At 62.4% G+C, this 18,814-nt stretch carries 18 protein-coding genes; 11 read left to right on the forward strand and 7 right to left on the reverse strand.

Features of this window, described 5'->3' with window-relative positions:
• Positions 1 to 16: 16 nt before the first annotated feature.
• The gene (locus AC07VG_RS10285) at positions 17 to 1,105 is read right to left on the reverse strand and encodes a GlxA family transcriptional regulator (RefSeq protein WP_495002363.1); all 1,089 of its coding nucleotides are present in this window, start codon (positions 1,103 to 1,105) and stop codon (positions 17 to 19) included.
• Positions 1,106 to 1,204: 99 nt separating this feature from the next.
• Here AC07VG_RS10285 and AC07VG_RS10290 point away from each other — a divergent pair, with 99 nt between their 5' ends.
• From AC07VG_RS10290 to AC07VG_RS10320, 7 genes are all read left to right on the forward strand, one after another.
• On the forward strand, positions 1,205 to 2,074 hold the full coding sequence (locus AC07VG_RS10290) for an ABC transporter substrate-binding protein (RefSeq protein WP_495002362.1): 870 nt from the start codon (positions 1,205 to 1,207) through the stop codon (positions 2,072 to 2,074).
• Between the two features lie 66 nt (positions 2,075 to 2,140).
• A complete protein-coding gene (locus AC07VG_RS10295; RefSeq protein ID WP_495002361.1) occupies positions 2,141 to 2,929 on the forward strand; it encodes an amino acid ABC transporter ATP-binding protein in 789 nt (262 codons plus the stop codon).
• On the forward strand, positions 2,930 to 3,586 hold the full coding sequence (locus AC07VG_RS10300; RefSeq protein ID WP_495002360.1) for an amino acid ABC transporter permease: 657 nt from the start codon (positions 2,930 to 2,932) through the stop codon (positions 3,584 to 3,586).
• On the forward strand, positions 3,583 to 4,266 hold the full coding sequence (locus AC07VG_RS10305) for an amino acid ABC transporter permease (RefSeq protein WP_495020981.1): 684 nt from the start codon (positions 3,583 to 3,585) through the stop codon (positions 4,264 to 4,266). Before AC07VG_RS10300 ends, AC07VG_RS10305 begins: the two co-directional genes overlap by 4 nt.
• A gap of 4 nt (positions 4,267 to 4,270) precedes the next feature.
• A complete protein-coding gene (locus AC07VG_RS10310; protein ID WP_495002358.1) occupies positions 4,271 to 5,695 on the forward strand; it encodes an amidase in 1,425 nt (474 codons plus the stop codon).
• A complete protein-coding gene (locus tag AC07VG_RS10315; RefSeq protein WP_495020982.1) occupies positions 5,695 to 6,924 on the forward strand; it encodes a D-amino acid dehydrogenase in 1,230 nt (409 codons plus the stop codon). The genes AC07VG_RS10310 and AC07VG_RS10315 overlap by 1 nt, the downstream gene beginning before the upstream one ends.
• Before the next feature lie 23 nt (positions 6,925 to 6,947).
• On the forward strand, positions 6,948 to 7,301 hold the full coding sequence (locus tag AC07VG_RS10320; RefSeq protein WP_495002356.1) for a RidA family protein: 354 nt from the start codon (positions 6,948 to 6,950) through the stop codon (positions 7,299 to 7,301).
• 164 nt (positions 7,302 to 7,465) lie between these two features.
• Here AC07VG_RS10320 and AC07VG_RS10325 read toward each other — a convergent pair whose 3' ends face one another.
• From AC07VG_RS10325 to AC07VG_RS10335, 3 genes are read right to left on the reverse strand one after another with little or no spacing between them, the layout of a single operon-like run.
• Positions 7,466 to 8,767 (reverse strand): NAD(P)/FAD-dependent oxidoreductase, encoded by a 1,302-nt coding sequence (locus AC07VG_RS10325; protein ID WP_495020983.1) that lies wholly within the window; start codon positions 8,765 to 8,767, stop codon positions 7,466 to 7,468.
• A complete protein-coding gene (locus AC07VG_RS10330; RefSeq protein ID WP_495020984.1) occupies positions 8,764 to 9,852 on the reverse strand; it encodes a polyamine ABC transporter substrate-binding protein in 1,089 nt (362 codons plus the stop codon). The genes AC07VG_RS10325 and AC07VG_RS10330 overlap by 4 nt, the downstream gene beginning before the upstream one ends.
• A gap of 46 nt (positions 9,853 to 9,898) precedes the next feature.
• Positions 9,899 to 11,257 carry a glutamine synthetase family protein gene (locus AC07VG_RS10335; RefSeq protein WP_495002353.1) on the reverse strand — a complete coding sequence of 453 codons (1,359 nt, stop codon included), beginning with the start codon at positions 11,255 to 11,257 and terminating at the stop codon, positions 9,899 to 9,901.
• 174 nt (positions 11,258 to 11,431) lie between these two features.
• On the opposite strand from AC07VG_RS10335, the gene AC07VG_RS10340 reads away from it, so the two are divergent.
• Positions 11,432 to 12,343, forward strand: coding sequence for a helix-turn-helix domain-containing protein (locus AC07VG_RS10340; RefSeq protein WP_495020985.1), 912 nt, complete (start codon positions 11,432 to 11,434; stop codon positions 12,341 to 12,343).
• Between the two features lie 9 nt (positions 12,344 to 12,352).
• Here AC07VG_RS10340 and AC07VG_RS10345 read toward each other — a convergent pair whose 3' ends face one another.
• Positions 12,353 to 12,751, reverse strand: a complete 399-nt coding sequence (locus AC07VG_RS10345) for a hypothetical protein (RefSeq protein WP_495020986.1) — start codon at positions 12,749 to 12,751, stop codon at positions 12,353 to 12,355.
• 43 nt (positions 12,752 to 12,794) lie between these two features.
• Positions 12,795 to 13,970 (reverse strand): class C beta-lactamase, encoded by a 1,176-nt coding sequence (ampC, locus tag AC07VG_RS10350; protein ID WP_495020987.1) that lies wholly within the window; start codon positions 13,968 to 13,970, stop codon positions 12,795 to 12,797.
• Positions 13,971 to 14,217: 247 nt separating this feature from the next.
• Here ampC and AC07VG_RS10355 point away from each other — a divergent pair, with 247 nt between their 5' ends.
• Entirely contained in the window at positions 14,218 to 15,096 is an 879-nt protein-coding gene (locus tag AC07VG_RS10355) for a LysR family transcriptional regulator (RefSeq protein ID WP_495002349.1), read from the forward strand.
• A gap of 188 nt (positions 15,097 to 15,284) precedes the next feature.
• Here AC07VG_RS10355 and AC07VG_RS10360 read toward each other — a convergent pair whose 3' ends face one another.
• Positions 15,285 to 16,097, reverse strand: a complete 813-nt coding sequence (locus AC07VG_RS10360) for a glycosyltransferase family 2 protein (protein ID WP_495020988.1) — start codon at positions 16,095 to 16,097, stop codon at positions 15,285 to 15,287.
• Between the two features lie 219 nt (positions 16,098 to 16,316).
• Between AC07VG_RS10360 and AC07VG_RS10365 the strand changes: the two genes are divergently transcribed.
• Positions 16,317 to 17,351: a hypothetical protein gene (locus AC07VG_RS10365; protein WP_495002347.1), complete on the forward strand. Its 1,035-nt coding sequence runs from the start codon at positions 16,317 to 16,319 to the stop codon at positions 17,349 to 17,351.
• 87 nt (positions 17,352 to 17,438) lie between these two features.
• A complete protein-coding gene (locus AC07VG_RS10370; RefSeq protein ID WP_495020989.1) occupies positions 17,439 to 18,794 on the forward strand; it encodes an MATE family efflux transporter in 1,356 nt (451 codons plus the stop codon).
• The last annotated feature ends 20 nt before the right edge of the window (positions 18,795 to 18,814 follow it).

Consider the following 18,814-nt stretch of genomic DNA (forward strand, 5'->3'; position numbering starts at 1 on the left):
GCGGCCACTACGACAGTCACGGCCCGGCGTGCCTCAACAACTCCTTGCGCAACTTGCCCGGTGACAGGCCGAACAGGCTCTGGAAATGCCGGATGAAATGCGGCGCATCGGCAAAGCCGCACTCGAAGGCGATTTCGCCGATCTGCCGATCCGAACTGACCAGCAGCCAGCGCCCGAAGCGTAGCCGCACCTGGCGATAGAACTGCGCCGGGCTGGTGTCGGTTTCCGCCATGAACAGCCGTTCCAGCTGGCGCTTGCTGGTACCGACCCAATGGGCGATGGCCTCGATTTCCAGCGGTTCGGCCATGTGCTTTTCCATCAGCATCACCGCCTCGTGCAGGCGCCGGTTGGACGAGCTGGCATAGCCCAGGGCTTTGCGCCGGTCGAGGAAGCTGCCGGTGCCGCTCTTGGCTACAGTCATCTGATGCACCACCTTGCCGGCCCGGTCCGGGCCGCAGTGCATGCCGATCAGATGCACCGCCAGCTCGATCACCGAGACGCCGCCGGCACAGGTGATGCGGTCCTTGTCGATGAGGAAGTCGTTGTGGGTGATAAAGCGCAGGGTTGGAAAAAGGCGTTTCCAGTCATCGGCATGGTAGGCATGCACACAGGCGGTGTGGCCCTCCATCAGCCCGTGGCGGGCCAGCACGAAGCTGCCGGTGCACAGGCCAATCAAGGGCACGCCGGCCGCCGCGGCCTGGTGCAGGAACGCCGGGTAACTTTTCGGCACATCGGCCAGCGAATCCAGCAGGCCGCCGATCACCACGATGTAGTCGAAGCGTTGCGGGTCGCCCATCTCGCTGTCGATGGGCACATCCAGTCCGCCGCTGGAGGCCACGCGTTGCCCCGGCGTGCCCAGCACCTTCCATTCGCAGCGGATCGGCCGGCTCTGGTCACCGGTGTCGGCGGCGTGACGCAGGGCATCGGTCAGCCCGGACAACGAAAGCAACGGAAAACGCGGCCAGAGCACAATGCCCACCGACAGTTCCGCCGTTCCGCGACGCTTGTGCGGGGCGGGTGCCGCTTGCCGGTCGAGGCGCGCCACCAGGCTGGGTTCGCCGGCCTCGTTTGCGGTTTCATGCAGATGTCGCAAATATTCAATCATTTGTGCAAAGCATCCAACTGATTCAGGTGCCCTTGGCCCTAGGATGAAGGCCTGCCCAACATCCTGTCGTTCAAGAAGAAAACCAACGAGGTGCACACGATGAACAAGCCTGACATTCAACGCATGACCGGTCTTTGCGCCGGTTTGATACTGTCCCTGCTGGCCGCGGTACCGGCGTTCGCGCTGGACACCGTGGAGCCGGGCAGCCTGACCATCGCTTTCAGCGGTGACATGCCGGGGACTGGTTATCAAGATAGCAAGATGGTCGGCTATGACGGTGAAATCCTTCAACAAATTTCCGAAAAACTTGGGATGAAGGTCAAGCCGGCGCTGATGGAGTGGTCGGGGACCATTGCTTCGGTGCAGGCCCGCCGCGTCGACGTCATGGCCGGGACCATGGGCTGGACCGAGCAGCGCTCGAAAATCATGGCCCTGAGTGATCCGATCCACTACTTCAAGAATGGCATCACCCAGACCGACAAGTCCGACTGGAAAACCCTCAAGGATCTGCAGGGCAAGAAGGTCGGGACCATCACCGGTTTCTCCTTTATTCCTGAAATGCGCAAGATCCCGGGGCTGCAAGTGACGCTCTACGACACTTCGGACGCCGCCGTGCGCGACCTGCTCGCCGGGCGTATCGACGCGGTGATCGGTGATCCACCGGTCATGCAGTACGCCATTTCGCGCAATGCCCAGTGGCACCTGCATTTCAATGCCTTCACCGACAACGACCCGGATTTCCCCCTGCTGACCGGGCTGGGGCAGGTGGTGTTCGGTTTCAACAAGGACAACCCGCAGCTGCTGGCGGCGGTCAACGCGCAGATCGAGGCGCTCTGGAAAACCTGCGAGATGCGCAAGATCGGCGCTCGCTACGGCCTGACCCAAGATGTCTGGTTCATGCCCCAGGGCAAGGACCTGCGCCTGAGCGTCGACCGTCCGGCGGATTGGAAACTGCCCGGCTGCCAATAATAAAGCGTGGTGCGCAGGGTCAGGTTGCCGACCCTGCGCCAGACCGAGAAAAAGCGGGTGAGCAAGATGTCCAACCTGGTAGAACCTGCGCTGTTGCGCGTGTGTGATCTGTACAAGAGTTATGGCGACCTGGAGGTGCTCAAGGGCATCAGCCTGGAGCTCAAGGCCGGGGAAACCCTGTCGCTGATCGGCCCCAGCGGCTCCGGCAAGTCGACCTGCCTGCGCTGTATCAATTATCTGGAGAAACCCAGCCGGGGTGAAATCTGGCTCGGCGATGAACTGATCGGGCAAGCTCGGGACGGCGCGCGCCTGCGTTTGCTCAGCGATCGGGAAATGGCCCCGCAACGCCTGGAAATCGCCATGGTCTTCCAACTGTTCTACCTGTGGCCGCACTTGAACGTACGCGACAATGTCGCGCTGGGTTCGATCAAGGCCCGTGGCATGCCGCGCAAGCAGGCTTACGAACTGGCCGAGGCCATGTTGGAGAAGGTCCATCTGCGGCACAAGGCCGATGCCTATCCCGAGCAGTTGTCCGGCGGCCAGCAGCAGCGGGTCGCCATTGCCCGGGCCCTGGCGCAGCAACCCAAGGTGATCCTGTTCGATGAGCCAACCTCGGCCCTTGACCCCGAACTGGTGGGTGAAGTCCTGGCGGTGATTCGTGAGCTGGCCGAAGAGGGCCGGACCATGATCATGGTCACCCACGAAGTCCGCTTTGCTCGCGACGTGGCCGACCGGGTGATCTTCATGGACGGCGGCCATATCATCGAGCAGGGGCCTTCGGCGCAGGTGATCGACACGCCCAGCCACGAGCGCACCCGCAGCTTCCTCGGGCGCATGGCCATGGAGCAGGCTTGAATGAGCAGCCTCCAGACCTTTTTCGGCTTGTTGCCCCTGCTGTTGAGCGGTGCCCTGACGGCGCTGGAAATCGCCCTCTGCACCCTGGTCCTGGCCAGTATCGGCGGCTTGGCGCTGGCGGTGTGGCTGACCTTCAGCCGTTCGCGACTGGTGCAGGCGGGCATTGCCTGTTTTATCGAATGGATGCGCAACGTACCGGCCCTGGCGCATTTGTTCCTGATCTACTTCGGCCTGTCGTACCTGGGCATCAATCTGCCCGCGTGGCTGGCGGCCATCGTCGGCTTGAGCCTGGTGGGCAGCGCCGTGCTCTGCGACATTTTTCGCGCCGGCCTGCAGTCGCTGCATGTCGGGCAATACGAGGCCGGCCTGGCGGTCGGGCTGACCCGTGTGCAGATATTGGCCAACATTCTCTTGCCCCAGTCGCTGCGCCGTTCGTTGCCGGCCTTCGCCAACTACGTCACGCAGTTGATCAAGGACACCTCCATCGCTTCGGCCATCGCCGTGCCGGAAATCATGTTCCTGGCGCGCAATCTGGTGACCTCGACCTTCCAGACCTCGCTGATCTACTTCGCGGTGATGTGTATCTACGCGGCCATGATCCTGCCCATCGGCCTGGGTTTTATTCGTCTTGAACGGCATTGGGGGAGCGCACGATGATCAGCTTCTTTGCGCAATACCCCGAGTACTGGAGCGACTGGACCGCGCGCCTGCTGCAAGGTGGTGTGGTCACCGCGAAGTTGTCGTTGGGCGGTTTTGCCCTGGCGGCGCTGCTCGGCAGCTTGTTGACCTGGGCCTTGCGCAGCCCGTTTGCCTGGCTGCGGCGCTCGGCGCAGTATTTCATCCAGGGCATGCGCGCGCTGCCTTTGTTGGCTTTGTTGCTGGCGCTGTATTTCTCCCTGCCGAGCCTGGGTTTGACCTTGTCCGGCTTCGCGGCCGGCATCCTCGGGCTGGGCTTGCAGGGCAGTGCCTATATCGCCGAGATCCTGCGCGGCGGCCTGGATGCCTTGCACCGTGGGCAGCGCGAGTCGGCGATTGCCGTCGGCCTGACACCGTTCCAGGCGTTCACCGCGGTGATCCTGCCCCAGGCGATTCGCGGGATGTTGCCACCGCTGCTCAATGCCTATGTGTCGATCCTCAAGGACAGCTCGCTGTGCGCCCTGATCGCCACCGATGAGTTGATGTTGGCTGCCCGGGCCATCGCCTCGGAGAGCTTTCTGCCGATGCACATCTTCCTGTTGGTCGGCCTGTTCTATTTCGTGATCGCGTTCCCGCTTTCCCTACTGTCGCGGGTGCTTGAGAGGCGCTTTTCCCGTGGCCGCAAAAGCCTGAGAGGTTGACTGGATGAATTCCCTGGACCACAGCACTTTCCACAGTATCGGCCAGTTGCAGCAGGCGCTGCGCAGTGGCCGCCTGACCAGCGAGGCCCTGGTGCGCGGCCAACTGGCCCGTATCGAACGCTTCAACGGCCAGCTCAATGCCTATGTCGAGGCGTACACCCAACGTGCGCTGGGGGCGGCCATCGCGGCCGACCAGCAGCGTGCCGCCGGGGTCGACCTCGGGCCGTTGCATGGTATTCCGGTGGCCATCAAGGATCTGTTTGAAATCGCCGGGCAGGCCATCACCGGTGGCTCGCTGGCGCAGCGTCCGCGGATCTCCCGGCTCACGGCGACCGCCGTGCAGCGCCTCGAACGGGCCGGGGCGATCATCCTCGGCAAAACCCATACGGTGGAGTTCGCCTTCGGCGGTTGGGGCACCAATGCGGTGATGGGCACGCCCTGGAATCCCTGGGATCGCGAGGTCCATCGGGCGCCGGGCGGTTCCAGCAGCGGTTCGGCGGTGGCGGTGGCCAGCGGCCTGGCCAGTGCGGCCCTGGGCACCGATACCGGCGGCTCGGTGCGGATTCCCGCCGGCATGTGCGGCCTGGTGGGTTTGAAGACCACCCGTGGGTTGATCAGCCGTCATGGCTTGATCGAACTCTGCCCGTCGCTGGATTCCGTGGGACCGATCACCCATACGGTCGAGGATGCGGCCTGGATGCTCGATGCCTTGCTCGGCCCCGATCCGCTGGATCCGGTCTCGGCACAGGCGCCGGTGTTCAGCGCCGCGGCGGGACTCAATCAAGCGGTGGCCGGGCTGAGAGTCTGGGTGTTGCCGCAGGCCGAACGCAGCGCCATTGCCCCCGATATCCTGGCGGCCTACGATCGTGGACTGGAGCAACTGGCCGCGTTGGGCATGCATCTGCTGGAGCAGCCACTGCCGCGCTCGCTGGAACTGTGCATGCGGGTGGCCGGCGGACTGATGAGTGCCGAAGGGTATGCCAGTCTCGGTGCGCTGTTCGAACAGAGCGATCTGCGTTTCGACCCCCATGTCCAGCGCCGGGTGTTGAGCGGCAAGACTATCGATTCGGCGGCTTATATCGATCTGCACAACCAGCGCCGCGCCGCGCGCAAGGCCATGCAGGAGGCGATGCTGAATGTCGATGCCTGTGTGTTCCCGACCAATGCCGTGGGCAGTGTGCCGCTGGATCAGGTCGATGAATATGGCACGCCACTGGCCCTGTTGGGGCGTTTCGCCAACCTGCTCAACTTGTGCTCGGTGGCGCTGCCGGTGGGCTTTGACGGTCAAGGTATGCCGGTGTCGATGCAGATTGTCGGCAAGGCGTTCGCCGAGCCGCTGATCCTGCGCATTGGCCATGCCTATCAGCAGCAGACCGATTGGCACCGGCTGAGCCCGAGTGGTTGGGTGCTGGACAAGGAGGCGGTGTAATGGAGATTTGCGTGGTGGGCGCGGGCATCGTCGGCCTGAGCAGTGCCTGGTTCCTGCACCGGGCCGGGCATCGGGTCACGGTCATCGACCAGGCGTCCGGCCCCGGCATGGGGGCCGTCGGCGGCAACGGCGCGCAGTTGAGCTACAGCTATGTGCAGCCGCTGGCCGATCCGTCGCTGTTGCCGGGCATCCCGAAGTTGTTGCTCGACCGCAGCGGGCCTTTGCGCTTCACCCCGCAATGGAGCCCGGAACAATGGCGCTGGTGCATGGAGTTTCTCGCCGCTTGCCGGACCTCGGTATCACGCCAGACCACGGTGGAGTTGCTGACGCTGGCAACCGAGAGCCGCCAGGCCCTGGACGAGTTCATGCAGGAGCAGCGTCTGGACTGTGACTTCACCCGCACCGGCAAGCTGGTGCTGTACCCGGATGCCGAAGGACTGGACAAGGCGCAGCGCCAGGTACGTTTCCAGGCAGGCCTGGGCTCGCGGCAGCAGGTGCTCAGCGCGCGCGAGGCGGTGGCGATAGAGCCGGCGCTGGCCGGTTACCAGTCGGCATTTCACGGCGCGATTCATACCGACAGCGAATGCGCGGTGGACGGTCTCAAGCTGTGTCGTGAAATAGCCCGGTTACTGGCCAGCGAGGGTGTGCCGTTGTTATTCGACCGCAAGGTCGAAGGCTTCCATCGGCGTGGCGAGCGGATCACTGCCCTGAACCTGAAGCATGCCCACTCCGGGGCCGAAGTGCTGCATTGCGAGGCGCTGGTGCTGGCGGCAGGCGCCTACAGCACCGGCTTGCTGGCGCAATTGGGTAGCCGTTTGCCGGTCTATCCGCTCAAGGGCTACAGCATTACCTTGCCGATTACCGAGCACACCCGGGCGCCGATGGTGAGCATCACCGATATGCGCCGCAAGACCGTGTTCGCCCGCATCGGCGACCGCCTGCGGGTGGCAGGGATGGTGGAGTTGTGCGGAATGGATGCGTCGATTCCGGCGGCGCGGATCGAGCAGCTGCAAGCCTCGACCGAGGCGCTGTTCGGCGGCGGTTGGAACACCGGGGATTGTCAGCCCTGGAGCGGTTGGCGGCCGGCGACGCCCACCGGCAGGCCTGTGCTTGAACGCCTCGCAGGCAGTAACCTGTACCTCAACACCGGGCATGGCGCGCTGGGCATGACCCTGGCCTTTGGCAGTGCGCGGCGCCTGGTGCGGCTGGTCGAACAAGCCGCCGGCTGATATTTGTCCAAGGAGAAAGACCGATGACGATTCAACGATTCCAGAGCAATGCGCGGATGTCCGGGGTGGTCAGTCATGCTGATGTGCTGTACCTCGCCGGCCAGGTGCCGGGCGATCTGCAAGGCGATATCGAGTCCCAGACCCGTCAGGTGCTGGAGAAGATCGACGGGCTACTGGCCCTGGCCGGCAGCGACAAGACCCGCTTGCTCAGCGCGCAAATCTGGCTCAAGCATATCGACCGCGACTTTGCTGCGATGAACGCGGTCTGGGATGCGTGGTTGCCAGAGGGCGGCGCCCCGGCCCGGGCCACGGTCGAAGCCAACCTGGCGCGGCCCGAGGTGTTGGTGGAAATCATGGTGATTGCGGCCAAGGCCTGAGCCTTCAGGCACAACGCGCAACCCCTTGTAGGAGCCAGCTTGCTGGCGATGGCGGCCGAATAGTCGATGCAGGACTGACTGGCCTCATCGCCAGCAAGCTGGCTCCTACAGGGGATAGATGTTCCAGCACAAGACTGTCGTCGTGCCCAAAACTCGGCATCGGCTTAGCCCAGCACCTCACGCAACCGATGCCACAGCATTCCCAGCGCCAGCAGGGGAGAGCGCAAGGCCTTGCCCCCGGGGAAGGTCATGTGCGGCACCGCGCTGAAGATATCCATGCCCTGGCTCTGTCCGGCATGGATCGCCTCGGCCAACAACCGCGCGGTCCAGTGGGTCACGTTGACGCCATGCCCCGAATAGCCCTGGGCATAGAACACATTCGGATGCTGCTGCAGGCGCCCGACCTGAGGGAAACGATTGGCGGTAATGCCGATCATGCCGCCCCATTGATAGTCGATACGCGCCTGCGCCAGTTGCGGGAACACCTTGAGCATCTTCGGCCGCATATAGGCACCGATATCCGCCGGGTCGCGTCCGGAGTAATGGCAGGCACCGCCGAACAACAGGCGCTTGTCGGCAGAAAGCCGGTAGTAATCCAGCCCGACTTTCTGGTCGCACAGCGAGCGGTTCTGCGGAATCAACTCGGCCGCCACCTCGGCCGCCAGCGGCTCGGTGGCGATGATGTAGCTGCCGGCCGGCAGCACCTTGCCGCTCAGGCGCGGTTCCAGACCGTCCAGGTGCGCGTTGCAGGCCAGCACCAGGCTGTTGGCGCGTACCGAACCGCTGGCGCAGCGTACCTCCACGGTACTGCCATGGATCAACGCCAGCACCGGGCTGTGTTCGAAGATCCGTACCCCCAGCGCCTGCGCCAGCCGTGCTTCGCCGAGCACCAGGTTGAGCGGGTGCAAATGTCCCGAGCCGTTGTCGATCAGGCCGCCGGCATACACCGTGCTGGCAACCACCTGGGCCATGTCCTGAGGCGCGACAATCCGGGTTTCATGGGCATAGCCCAATTCCGCCAGATGCTCCTGCTCGGCGCGGAATGCCGCGAACTGGGCCGGGGTATTGGCCAGTTCGCAGAAGCCCCAGCGCAGATCGCAATCGATGGCGTGCTCGCGGATGCGATTGCCCACCACCTCGACCGACTCGATACCGGCCCGCTCCAGGTAACGCACACCTTCTTCGCCGACATACTTGGCAAAACCGCTGACATCATGGCCGATGCCCCGAATCAGTTGCCCGCCATTGCGCCCGCTGGCGCCCCAGCCGATCCGCCGGCCTTCGAGCAGCACCACCGACAGCCCGCGCTGCGCCAGTTCGATGGCAGTGTTGACGCCGGTAAAACCGCCACCGATCACACACACATCGGCACTCACCCGGGATTCGAGCCGGGGATGATCCGGCAGCGAACCGGCAGTCGCCGCATAGTAGGAACGGGTATGTTCCATTGGGCTGGCTTGACTCATTTATTGGACTTCACTTTGCTCCAGGAGCGGGTCATCAGGCGCATGATCTCAGGTGTCGGTGTGGTGGAAATGTAGAGCTTATCGAGGACTTCCTGGGACGGATAGACCTCGGGGTTGTTCACCAGCGCCTCGTCCATGTACTGCTTGGCTGCCGGGTTGGGGTTGGCGTAGCCGACGGTGGCGCTGACCTTGGCAATCACTGGCGGGTCCAGCAGGTCGTTGATGAAGGCGTGGGCTTCTTTCACATTGGCCGCATCGGCGGGAATCGCCAGCAGGTCGAACCACAGGTTGCCGCCTTCCTTGGGAATCGAGTAGGCGATGTTCACCCCGTTCTTCGCTTCCTTGGCCCGGTTGGCCGCTTGGAACACATCACCCGAGTAACCAAAGGCCACGCAGATGTCGCCGTTGGCCAGGTCCGAGATGTACTTGGAAGAGTGGAAGTAGGTGATATAGGGGCGCAGGGTCAGCAGCTTGGCTTCAGCCTTCTTGTAGTCGTCGGGTTTCGAACTGCGGGGGTCCATGCCCATATAGTTGAGGATCGCCGGGAACACTTCGTCGGCCGAGTCCATGAACGACACACCGCACTGGGTGAGCTTCTTCAGGTTCTCCGGTTCGAACAGCACTGCCCAGGAGTCGATATGGTCGATGCCCAGCACCTGCTTGACCTTGTCGACGTTGTAGCCGATGCCGTTGGTGCCCCACAGGTACGGCACCGAGTGCTCATTGCCCGGGTCGTTTTTCTCCAGCAGCTTGAGCAGCTTGGGATCGAGGTTCTTCCAGTTCGGCAGTTGCGAGCGATTCAGTTTCAGGAAGGCCCCGGCTTTGACCTGGCGGCCGAGAAAATGGTTGGAAGGCACCACCACGTCGTAGCCGGTGCGTCCGGCCAGCAACTTGCCTTCCAGGGTTTCGTTGGAGTCGAAGACGTCGTAGATCACCTTGATACCGGTCTTGCCCTGGAAGTCGGCGAGGGTGGTGTCACCGATATAGTCGGTCCAGTTGTAGACGCTGACGGTCGGCTCGGCTTGTGCGGTGGCGCTGAACAGCAAGGCCAGTGCTAGCGGAACGGCGGATTTCAATAGACGCATTTGACACCTCTTGGGGTTGTTTTTTGGTCTGGGTAAAGGTTCTGAATCAGACGCTCAGCAGCAGGAACTCGCGTTCCCAGGAGCTGATCACGCGCTTGAAGTTTTCGTGTTCGGCGCGCTTCACCGCCACGTAGCCACGGACGAACTGGGTGCCCAGGTAGCGTTCGATGGTCGGGCATTCCTCCATGTGCGCCAGCGCGTCCTCAATGGTGATCGGCAGGCGCAGGTTGCGACGCTCATAGGCGCGGCCCTCGACCTTGGCGCTCGGCTCGGTCTGCTCGACCATGCCCAGGTAGCCGCACAACAGGCTCGCGGCAATCGCCAGGTAAGGGTTGGCATCGGCGCCCGGCAGACGGTTTTCCACGCGCATGGCCTCGGGGCTGGAGGTCGGCACCCGCAGGCCCACGGTGCGGTTTTCCTCGCCCCACTCGACATTGACCGGCGCCGAGGTGTCCGGCAGGAAGCGGCGGAACGAGTTGACGTTGGGCGCGAACATCGGCAGCACCTTGGGGATGTACTTCTGCAAACCGCCGATATGGTGCAGGAACAGTTGGCTCATCTGCCCATCCGCATCGACGAAGATCGGCTTGCCAGTGGTGCTGTCGACCACACTCTGGTGCAGGTGCATGGCGCTGCCGGGCTCGTCGGCGATGGGCTTGGCCATGAAGGTTGCGGTGACGTTGTGCTTGAGCGCGGCTTCGCGCAGGGTGCGCTTGAACACGGTGATCTGGTCGGCCAGGTCGAGGGCATCGCCGTGGCGGAAGTTGATTTCCATCTGCGCCGGGCCGTCTTCGTGAATCAGCGTATCGAGGTCCAGGCCCTGGGCTTCGCACCAGTCGTAGACGTCTTCGAACAGCGGATCGAATTCGTTGGCGGCATCGATGGAGAACGACTGCCGACCGCTTTCCGCCCGGCCCGAACGCCCCAGCGGGGCCTTGAGTGGCAGGTCCGGGTCTTCGCAGCGCTGGGTCAGGTAGAACTCCATTTCCGGCGCGACGATGGGCTGCCAGCCTTTGTCGGCGTAGAGCTTGAGGACTTTTTTCAGGACATTGCGCGGCGACAGCTCGATGGGGTTGCCCTGCTTGTCGAAGGTGTCGTGGATGACGATGGCGGTCGGCTCGATGGCCCACGGCACCACATACATGGCCGACGAATCCGGCCGGCAGATCATGTCGATGTCGGCGGGGTCGAGCAGGTCGTAATAGACATCGTCGTCGACGAAGTCCCCTGTTACCGTTTGCAAAAGCACACTTTCCGGCAGGCGCATGCCTCGCTCATGGAGGAACTTGTTGGTGGGTGCGATCTTGCCGCGGGCGATACCGGTCAGGTCACTGACCACGCACTCTACTTCGGTAATCTTGTGTTCTTTCAGCCACGAAGACAGCTGATCGAAAGGGGCATTCATAAAGACCTCGTTATTGGTTTTTTTCGGCGCCGGGTGCTGTGTCCGCATCCCGGTCGAGCGGCGAGAGACTTCCCCTGCGGCGCATTGGCGACTATCTTGGGCGAGCGATGGGGGTTCCATCTATCCACTTTATGACGCCTCAAGACGCACCAAATAAGTGCGAGCGGTCAGCCGATGACAGAGTCAAACGCCTTGCGGGTTCAAGCGTTCAACACCGCCGATGTGGCCGAGCAGGTACGGGCCACACCGGGTTGGGTGCAGCATTACCAGCAGATGTCGCCGGGGCATTTCGCCGGCCAGATTCGTTACCTGGACCTGCAAGGGGTGCAGATCTACGAGGAGTGCATGAACACCCGGGTCGAACAGAACTTCAGTGCGCCGTCGGGGGCGCTGGTCTTCTGTTTCGATCGCAGTGACAACGCCTTGTATGTACTCAACGGCGAGAGTCGCAATATCTGGATCACCCCCGAGAACTACCAGGAAGTGGCGGTGGTGTTCGGTCCGGAGTTCGTTCAGCAGCATGGCCTGGATGTGGCGCGGCTGGAGGGGCTGTTCATGGCGCCGCTCAACTCGCAACAGAACGGCTTGTTCAGCCGCTGGCTGAGTGGGACCTTGACCCGCCTGGCGCAGACCTTCGATCCGCCGAGCCGGGAAAACCTCACTCAGCAACTGTTGGACGACTGCCTCTACATTCTCGACAACGCCTGTGTCTGCCTGGATCGAGGCTCTCTGCAGCGCCGCGCCGAAGAGCGTTCGATCATGAAACGCATCGGCGAGTGGGCGGCTGACTCGCCTGAGCAGACCGTCAACCTGTTGGAGCTTTCGCAGTTCGCCGGGGTTTCATTGCGCCAGTTGCAGCACACTTTCAAGGCCTACACCGGGATGACCCCGAGCCATTGGCTGCGCTTGCGCCGGCTCAACAGCGCCCGCCATGAGCTGCTCGGGCGCAATGCCCTGGACAAGACGGTGGCCGAGGTGGCGATGAATTGGTCGTTCTGGCACCTGGGGCGTTTCTCGAACAGCTATCGGGCGCTGTTCGGCGAACTGCCCAGCGAGACGCTCAAGCGCGGCCAGCGGCTTCGCTGAGCGCGCGTCTCAGGCATCGCGCAACAGGTCGTTGGCATTGAGCAGGGCGTAGGCGATCTGCGGGTTTTTCTCCAGGCCACGGCGGATCGCCGCTGGAATCGACTGACGGGTCTTGCGGCACAGGCCGGGGTGTTCGGCGATCTGGATATCGATGCCGCGCATGGTGCGCACTTCATTGAAGCCTGGGGCGACGGACACACGCAGGCCCAATTGTTCGTATATCCGCAGTTGCAGGCGCTCGAGGTCGGCCAGGCTTTTGAGGTTTTCCAGGCGCTCGAGCAGAATCTTTTCCTGCTGCCGGGTCAGGCTCAGGATGCGCAGGTCGGCGCCCGGTACTTGCAGCAGTTGTTCCCGCTCGCAAATGCAGGCGCCGGGTGGGCAGGGCTGACGGATCGGTAGGGCTGTCATGGACTCCGATCATAGCCAACCCGGCCGGCCTTTGCCTATCTGCTTACTCAACGGCCTCCAGCGCGTTCAGGATCTGGTAGGCGGCTTTTACCCTGACCGGGTTGGGATAGTTTTTGTTGGCCAGCATCACGATGCCGATGTGCTTCGCCGGCACGTAGACGACGTAAGCGCCGAAGCCACGGGTCGCGCCGGTCTTGTTGAACAGCGCAGCCTTTTGCGGTGGCTGCGCGGGGTTGAATGGCGTCGTGATCTTGTGGGCCTCGTAGGCCATTTCCGAGGAGTTGCCCGTCAGCAATTGCTCAAGTTTGACCGGGTAAGGGTAGAACTCCCATCCCAGCCCCTGGGTGGTCCCATCGACCTGGTAGTAACCGCTCTGCGTCAGGTCGATGGCTTTGTGCAGCGTCGCTTCGAGGGTTTCCGGTTGGAGGTTGGCCTCGACAAAACGCAGCAGGTCGGTCGAGGTGGTCTTGATGCCGTAGGCTTCGGCATCCAGTGCCCCCGGGCCGACCCTGACGGATTTATCATCCTGGGTGTAACCCTCGGCGTAATGGTCCATCTGTGCCGGCGGCACGTGGATATAGGTGTGCTTGAGGCCCAGGGCCGGCAACAGGGTTTTCTCCATCAGCACGTCAAAGGGCGCCCCCAGGGTTTTCGCCGCCACATAACCGAAGAGTCCCAGGCTCGGGTTCGAATACTGCCGATAGCTACCCGCCGGATAAGTCGGTTTCCATTGTTTGAAGTAGTCGAGCATTTTGTCCTGGGCGTCGAACGCGTCCGGGAACTGCAACGGCAGGCCACCCGCCGAGTAGGTGCCGAGCTGCAGCACCGTGATGTTGTCGAAGGCGCTGCCTTTCAGTTCCGGCAGGTAGTGGCTGACGCGCTCCGACGGGACGAGTTTGCCTTGGGCCTGGGCATAGCCGGCGAGGGTGGTGGCGAAGGTTTTGCTGATCGAGCCGATCTCGAACAGGGTGTCATCGGTCACCGCTTGCCGGCTGCTCTTCGAGGCCAGTCCGTAGTTGAAGTGATACGGCCTCCCGTTCACCAGGACGGCCACCGCCATGCCGGGAATATCCTGCTCTTGCATGATCGGGCCGATGGCGGCGTCGACGATGGACTTGATGTTGTCCTGGGTGTTATCCGCCGCGAAGCTGTTGCTTGCGCCGATCAGCAAGAGGGAGGTCACCAGGACTTCCAGTTTGGCAAGGTTCTTCTTGAACATGGTTCAAAGGCTCCCATTATGTTTCATTATGTTAACCGCTCGCCCTGGAGCGGTTCTTTGTGTCGAAAATACGCTGCTTCGATCTCCCTGCTGTGCTAGCGGAGGAGGGGTTGCCCCCTGTTTACGCGGCTTTTCGTGGGTTTCAGCTGGCCATGCAAGCGCCTGGACGCCGAATGTAGTCAGCGCGGGGGAAATCGACAAACAATCAAATTTCGGATTAGCTATTAGAAAAAATAGGGGCTTGATCATGGTTCGACCGCACTTGCCGCTGAATGCGCTACGCGCTTTCGAGGCGTCCGCGCGACACCTGAGTTTCACCCGGGCGGCGATCGAGTTGTGCGTGACCCAGGCGGCGGTGAGCCATCAGGTCAAGGGGCTTGAACGTCAGTTGAAGGTGACGCTGTTCAAGCGCATTGCCCGCGGGCTGATGCTGACGGCCGAAGGCGAAAGCCTGTTGCCGGTGCTGAACGAATCTTTCGACCGGATTGCCCAGACCTTGGGGCGGTTCGAGGGCGGGCATTATCGGGAGGTGCTCACGGTGGGCGCCGTGGGGACTTTTGCGCTGGGCTGGTTGTTGCCGCGCCTGGCTGATTTCCGTGCCCAGCAGCCATTTATCGACTTGCGGCTGTCGACCCACAACAACCGTGTCGACGTGGCGGCCGAAGGCCTTGATTTCGCTATCCGTTTTGGCGCCGGCGCCTGGCATGGCGTGGAGGCTATGCATCTGCTGGAAACGCCGCTGTCAGTGTTGTGCACTCCACAGATTGCCCGGCAGTTGAAATGCCCGGCCGAGGTGCTGAAGCAGACGCTGCTGCGCTCCTATCGAATGGACGAATGGCCGCGATGGTTTCACGCGGCAGGCTTGTCGGTCGAGGGGCGAGTCCCGGCGAGCATCGTCTTCGATTCCTCGTTGGCGATGATGGAGGCGGCGCTTCAGGGGGCTGGAGTGGCGTTGGTACCGGTGCTGATGTTCTCCCGGCAATTGGAGGCGGAGCTTGTTCTACAACCTTTCGATATCGCGATTGCCACGGGCAGCTATTGGCTGACGCGTTTGCAGTCGCGTCCTGAAACCTCGGCGATGGCGGCGTTCAGGCGTTGGTTGGTCGAGGCCGTGGCCAGGACTTGAGCGCGCTCAGGTGTGCAGCAAGGCAATGGCGAAGGACACGACAACGGCGCAGGCAATGGCAAAGTTGAGATTCATGGGAGTGCGTCCGGGACAGTAAGGGCGGGCCTATGGTGGACGGATCGCGGGGAAATAAAAAATTCTGTTTTACGATTTGAATGATCAATCGAAATGATGATTCAAACGTCGGGTTATAGGTACGGCGCAGCGGGCATGGCCGCAACGGGCTTCCGGCTCAGTTGGTGGTACATTTTGAGCCGCCGGTGGTTCTTGGCAAAGCCGCCGGTGGCCGCCACCGTCCCGCTTTGGATATGGTCCAGATAACGAAACAACTGACGCGGCGCAATACACTCGACCCGGTAGCCCAGTTCGGTCATCCGGTCTTGCAACTCGTAGCCGGGGTTGCCGCCGTTCATGTGAAAGTGCAGCCCGTGGTGCTTGATCAGGCGTGCATTCCACAGCGTGCAGAAGCTCTTCAGGTGCTTTTCCCGGAACGGCCTCGGCGCCCTGGCTTCCAGACCCAGGGCGCGCAGGCCGCGTCGGGTGTAATGCTTGGCAAAGCGTGAGGTCAGGCGCCAGACCGAGCGGACTAAGCCCCGGTGCAACTGTTCCAGGCAGCCGACGGCGACGATGCCCTCCGGGGTCGAGCACTGTCGGATCATCAGGCTGAACACTTCCGGGTCATGGATAAAGGTATCGGTGTGCAGCAGAAACAGGTATTCGGTTTCGACTTCTGCCAGTGCCAGGTCCAGGGCCCGGCCATGCGCCGCGCTGCCAACTTCAGGTGCGACGCTTTGGCGTTCGATCAGCTTGATCCAGTCCAGGCTGCGCAAGTAGTCGAGGCTCGCGTCGTGCGAATCGTTATCCACCACGAACACCGGGGCATCGGTTCCGCGCAAGGCGGTTTGCAGCAATTCCAGGCAGGTCCGGGTCAGTTCATGGGTCTTATAGTTGACCAATACGATGCTGTAGTTCGCTTGCAGGGGAAGCGTGCGCGCCATCATGGAAAGCCTCGATCATGGGCTGATAGGAGTGCCTGGACGTTCAGGCGTGGGCGCATTCTGTAAGGGCTCAGGTTTCAGGCGTTTCTCCGTTGGGTAACTTTTTTGATACCGGGCGGTACTTGCGTGCCCGGTCAAGTCCGGTGGCGCGCAGGCCTATACTCAAAGCAGGTGATGCCGGCAGCACGCTCGTGCTGGAGCCGGTTTTAGGGAGTCGCGACCTTGAGCCTGCGTGTGCTGGTCCTTGCCTGGATGCTGCTGCTGGCCGGATGTGCCGGCTATGAGCGTGCCCACGAGGCCGCGGCAGCGACCGTGGTTTCGCCACAGGTTTGGCAGCAAGTCGATGTCGATCTCCTCCAGGCTTCCGAGCAGGCCACGCTGCAAGCTGACGCCTGGGCGCGTAGCGCCATGGAGTATTGGCGCACGCGGATCTATCAGCAGACTGACGAAAAATTCATCCCCTGGTTCAACGATTACTGGACCCAGGAGTGGTTGTCGATCAAGGTCGGTTGGTATCGGCTCAATGACCAGGGCGAGCAGGACCCGTCGGCCAAGCGCCTGGCCAGCTACCTGCAAGAGCAATATCGCGCGCGGGTGCTGGCGCCGGTGGCTTTGGAGATCGATCCCGACTCGATCATGGACCAGGCGGCGCAGTTTTATCTGGAACAGATGGGCAAGCAGTTGGCAGTGATCGCCCAGCGTTATGGCATACCGGCGGACTCACTCGACCGGCACATCAATCAGATTCCGGCGATCTCGCTGGCCCCGCCCGCCAACCACAGCGTGTCGCTTTATCAAGCGCTGCATGCCGTGCCGTTGAGCCAGTTACCGGCTTATGTCGCCTTGAACGCGCGTATTCACCTGGCTGGAGGCGCGAACGACGGAACATCGAGCACGGGGATCAATTCGGTCGCGCGGCAGACCAGCGCGAAGCTTGAGTCCGAGTTCACCAGTCGTGGGGTGGCCGGCGCGGTCGCGACGGCGGTCGGGCGGGTCGCCGGGGCGATGATCTCCCTGGGCGTGGCGGGGGTTCGCGCGATCGTCCATGAGCATGAGCAACCGGATACCCGGGTGCGGGTTCGCAAGAGCCTGGGGGAGGCGTTCGACAAGGCCTGGCTGAAGATGGTGTCGGACCCGAACGCTGGGGTGATGGCCACGACTCATTACCTGTCGGCCCAGATCGAAGGGTACCTGGCGACAGCCGTGGAGCAACGGGTGCTGGTCGAGCCGCCGGGGAAAGTGACACCGCGTCCTTGATCAAGGTGATGAATGCTCAACACGGGGGTCTCTATAAGGTAGAGTCGGCCAGTTAGCAGAGGCCATCATTCGGAATCCGACCCCTTCATGCAAAAAAATGCTCAGCGCCCGCTTTGGCAGCTCTATCTGATTTTTCTGGCACCCATGGTGCTTTCCAATTTCCTCCAGTCGCTCTCCGGCACCCTCAACAGCATTTATATCGGCCAGATGCTCGGTACTCAGGCGTTGGCCTCGGTGTCGGGGATGTTTCCGATCGTCTTCTTCTTTATCGCCCTGATCATCGGGCTGGGAGCGGGGGCCTCGGTGTTGATCGGGCAAGCCTGGGGCGCTCGCGAGCCGGACTTGGTCAAGGCGGTTGCTGGCACAACATTGGCCCTGGGCGTCTTGATCGGCCTGGTCGCGGCGGTGCTGGGCAGCGTGTTTGCGCGTCCGGCGCTGATCGGCCTGGGCACGCCCGCCGATGTGCTCGACGAAGCGGTCGGTTATGCCCAGGTGATGATGTTGATCATGCCGCTGTTGCTGGTTTTCGTGCTCTTCACCCAGTTGTTGCGCGGCATCAGCGATACGCTGTCGCCCCTGCTGGCCTTGGCGGTCTCCACCACTACCGGCTTGCTCCTGACCCCGGCGTTGATTCGTGGCTGGCTCGGCTTGCCGCAGATGGGTATCAAGAGCGCGGCCGTGGCGGGGCTGGTTGGCACGGCGTTGGCGATGCTGTTGCTGGCTTTGCGCCTGCGCCATAAGGCCAGTGTCATGGCCCCGGATCGGATGTTGCTGATGGCGATGTGCCTGGATTGGCACATCTTGAGCAAAGTCCTGAAAATTGGCCTGCCCACGGGCTTGCAGATGGTGGTGTTGTCGCTGTCCGAACTGGTGATCCTGTCTCTGGTCAACCATCACGGCTCCCAGGCGACAGCGGCGTATGGCGCGGTGACCCAGATCGTCAACTATGTGCAGTTCCCGGCGCTGTCGATTGCCATTGCCGCCTCGATTCTCGGTGCCCAGGCTATTGGCGCCGGGCGTCTGGAGCGCATGGGGCCGATTCTGCGCACGGGCCTGATGATCAACGTCTGCCTGACCGGTGCCTTGATTGTCCTGGGGTATGGCTTGTCCCACTGGTTGCTGGGTCTGTTCATCACCGACCCGGTTACCCGCGCCCAGGCCGAGCGTCTGTTGCATATCATGCTCTGGAGTATCCTGGTGTTCGGTTTCCAGGCGGTAATTGGCGGCATCATGCGCGCCAGCGGCACGGTATTGGCCCCTGTGTTCATCTCGATCTTCTGCATCGTCGGTGTGGAGTTGTCGGTGGCTTACCTGCTCGATGCGCGTTTCGGGTTGGAAGGGGTGTGGATGGCCTTTCCGGTGGCCTACCTGTGCATGCTGCTGTTGCAGACCGCGTATTACCGGTTGGTGTGGCGACACAAGCGGATCGAGCGGTTGATCTGATAGCGCCGCCGAGCGTGTTC

This window comes from Pseudomonas sp. GW821-FHT03C07, from assembly GCF_059420925.1.

What these genes read in the sequence shown, in the direction of transcription:
- AC07VG_RS10340 (WP_495020985.1), top strand. Translation starts at nt 11,432, where the DNA reads ATGACAGAGTCAAACGCCTTGCGGGTTCAAGCGTTCAACACCGCCGAT.
- ampC (WP_495020987.1), bottom strand. Translation starts at nt 13,970, where the DNA reads ATGTTCAAGAAGAACCTTGCCAAACTGGAAGTCCTGGTGACCTCCCTC.
- AC07VG_RS10355 (WP_495002349.1), top strand. Translation starts at nt 14,218, where the DNA reads ATGGTTCGACCGCACTTGCCGCTGAATGCGCTACGCGCTTTCGAGGCG.
- AC07VG_RS10315 (WP_495020982.1), top strand. Translation starts at nt 5,695, where the DNA reads ATGGAGATTTGCGTGGTGGGCGCGGGCATCGTCGGCCTGAGCAGTGCC.
- AC07VG_RS10290 (WP_495002362.1), top strand. Translation starts at nt 1,205, where the DNA reads ATGAACAAGCCTGACATTCAACGCATGACCGGTCTTTGCGCCGGTTTG.
- AC07VG_RS10285 (WP_495002363.1), bottom strand. Translation starts at nt 1,105, where the DNA reads ATGATTGAATATTTGCGACATCTGCATGAAACCGCAAACGAGGCCGGC.
- AC07VG_RS10325 (WP_495020983.1), bottom strand. Translation starts at nt 8,767, where the DNA reads ATGAGTCAAGCCAGCCCAATGGAACATACCCGTTCCTACTATGCGGCG.
- AC07VG_RS10330 (WP_495020984.1), bottom strand. Translation starts at nt 9,852, where the DNA reads ATGCGTCTATTGAAATCCGCCGTTCCGCTAGCACTGGCCTTGCTGTTC.
- AC07VG_RS10360 (WP_495020988.1), bottom strand. Translation starts at nt 16,097, where the DNA reads ATGATGGCGCGCACGCTTCCCCTGCAAGCGAACTACAGCATCGTATTG.
- AC07VG_RS10300 (WP_495002360.1), top strand. Translation starts at nt 2,930, where the DNA reads ATGAGCAGCCTCCAGACCTTTTTCGGCTTGTTGCCCCTGCTGTTGAGC.
- AC07VG_RS10310 (WP_495002358.1), top strand. Translation starts at nt 4,271, where the DNA reads ATGAATTCCCTGGACCACAGCACTTTCCACAGTATCGGCCAGTTGCAG.
- AC07VG_RS10295 (WP_495002361.1), top strand. Translation starts at nt 2,141, where the DNA reads ATGTCCAACCTGGTAGAACCTGCGCTGTTGCGCGTGTGTGATCTGTAC.
- AC07VG_RS10345 (WP_495020986.1), bottom strand. Translation starts at nt 12,751, where the DNA reads ATGACAGCCCTACCGATCCGTCAGCCCTGCCCACCCGGCGCCTGCATT.
- AC07VG_RS10320 (WP_495002356.1), top strand. Translation starts at nt 6,948, where the DNA reads ATGACGATTCAACGATTCCAGAGCAATGCGCGGATGTCCGGGGTGGTC.
- AC07VG_RS10370 (WP_495020989.1), top strand. Translation starts at nt 17,439, where the DNA reads ATGCAAAAAAATGCTCAGCGCCCGCTTTGGCAGCTCTATCTGATTTTT.
- AC07VG_RS10305 (WP_495020981.1), top strand. Translation starts at nt 3,583, where the DNA reads ATGATCAGCTTCTTTGCGCAATACCCCGAGTACTGGAGCGACTGGACC.
- AC07VG_RS10335 (WP_495002353.1), bottom strand. Translation starts at nt 11,257, where the DNA reads ATGAATGCCCCTTTCGATCAGCTGTCTTCGTGGCTGAAAGAACACAAG.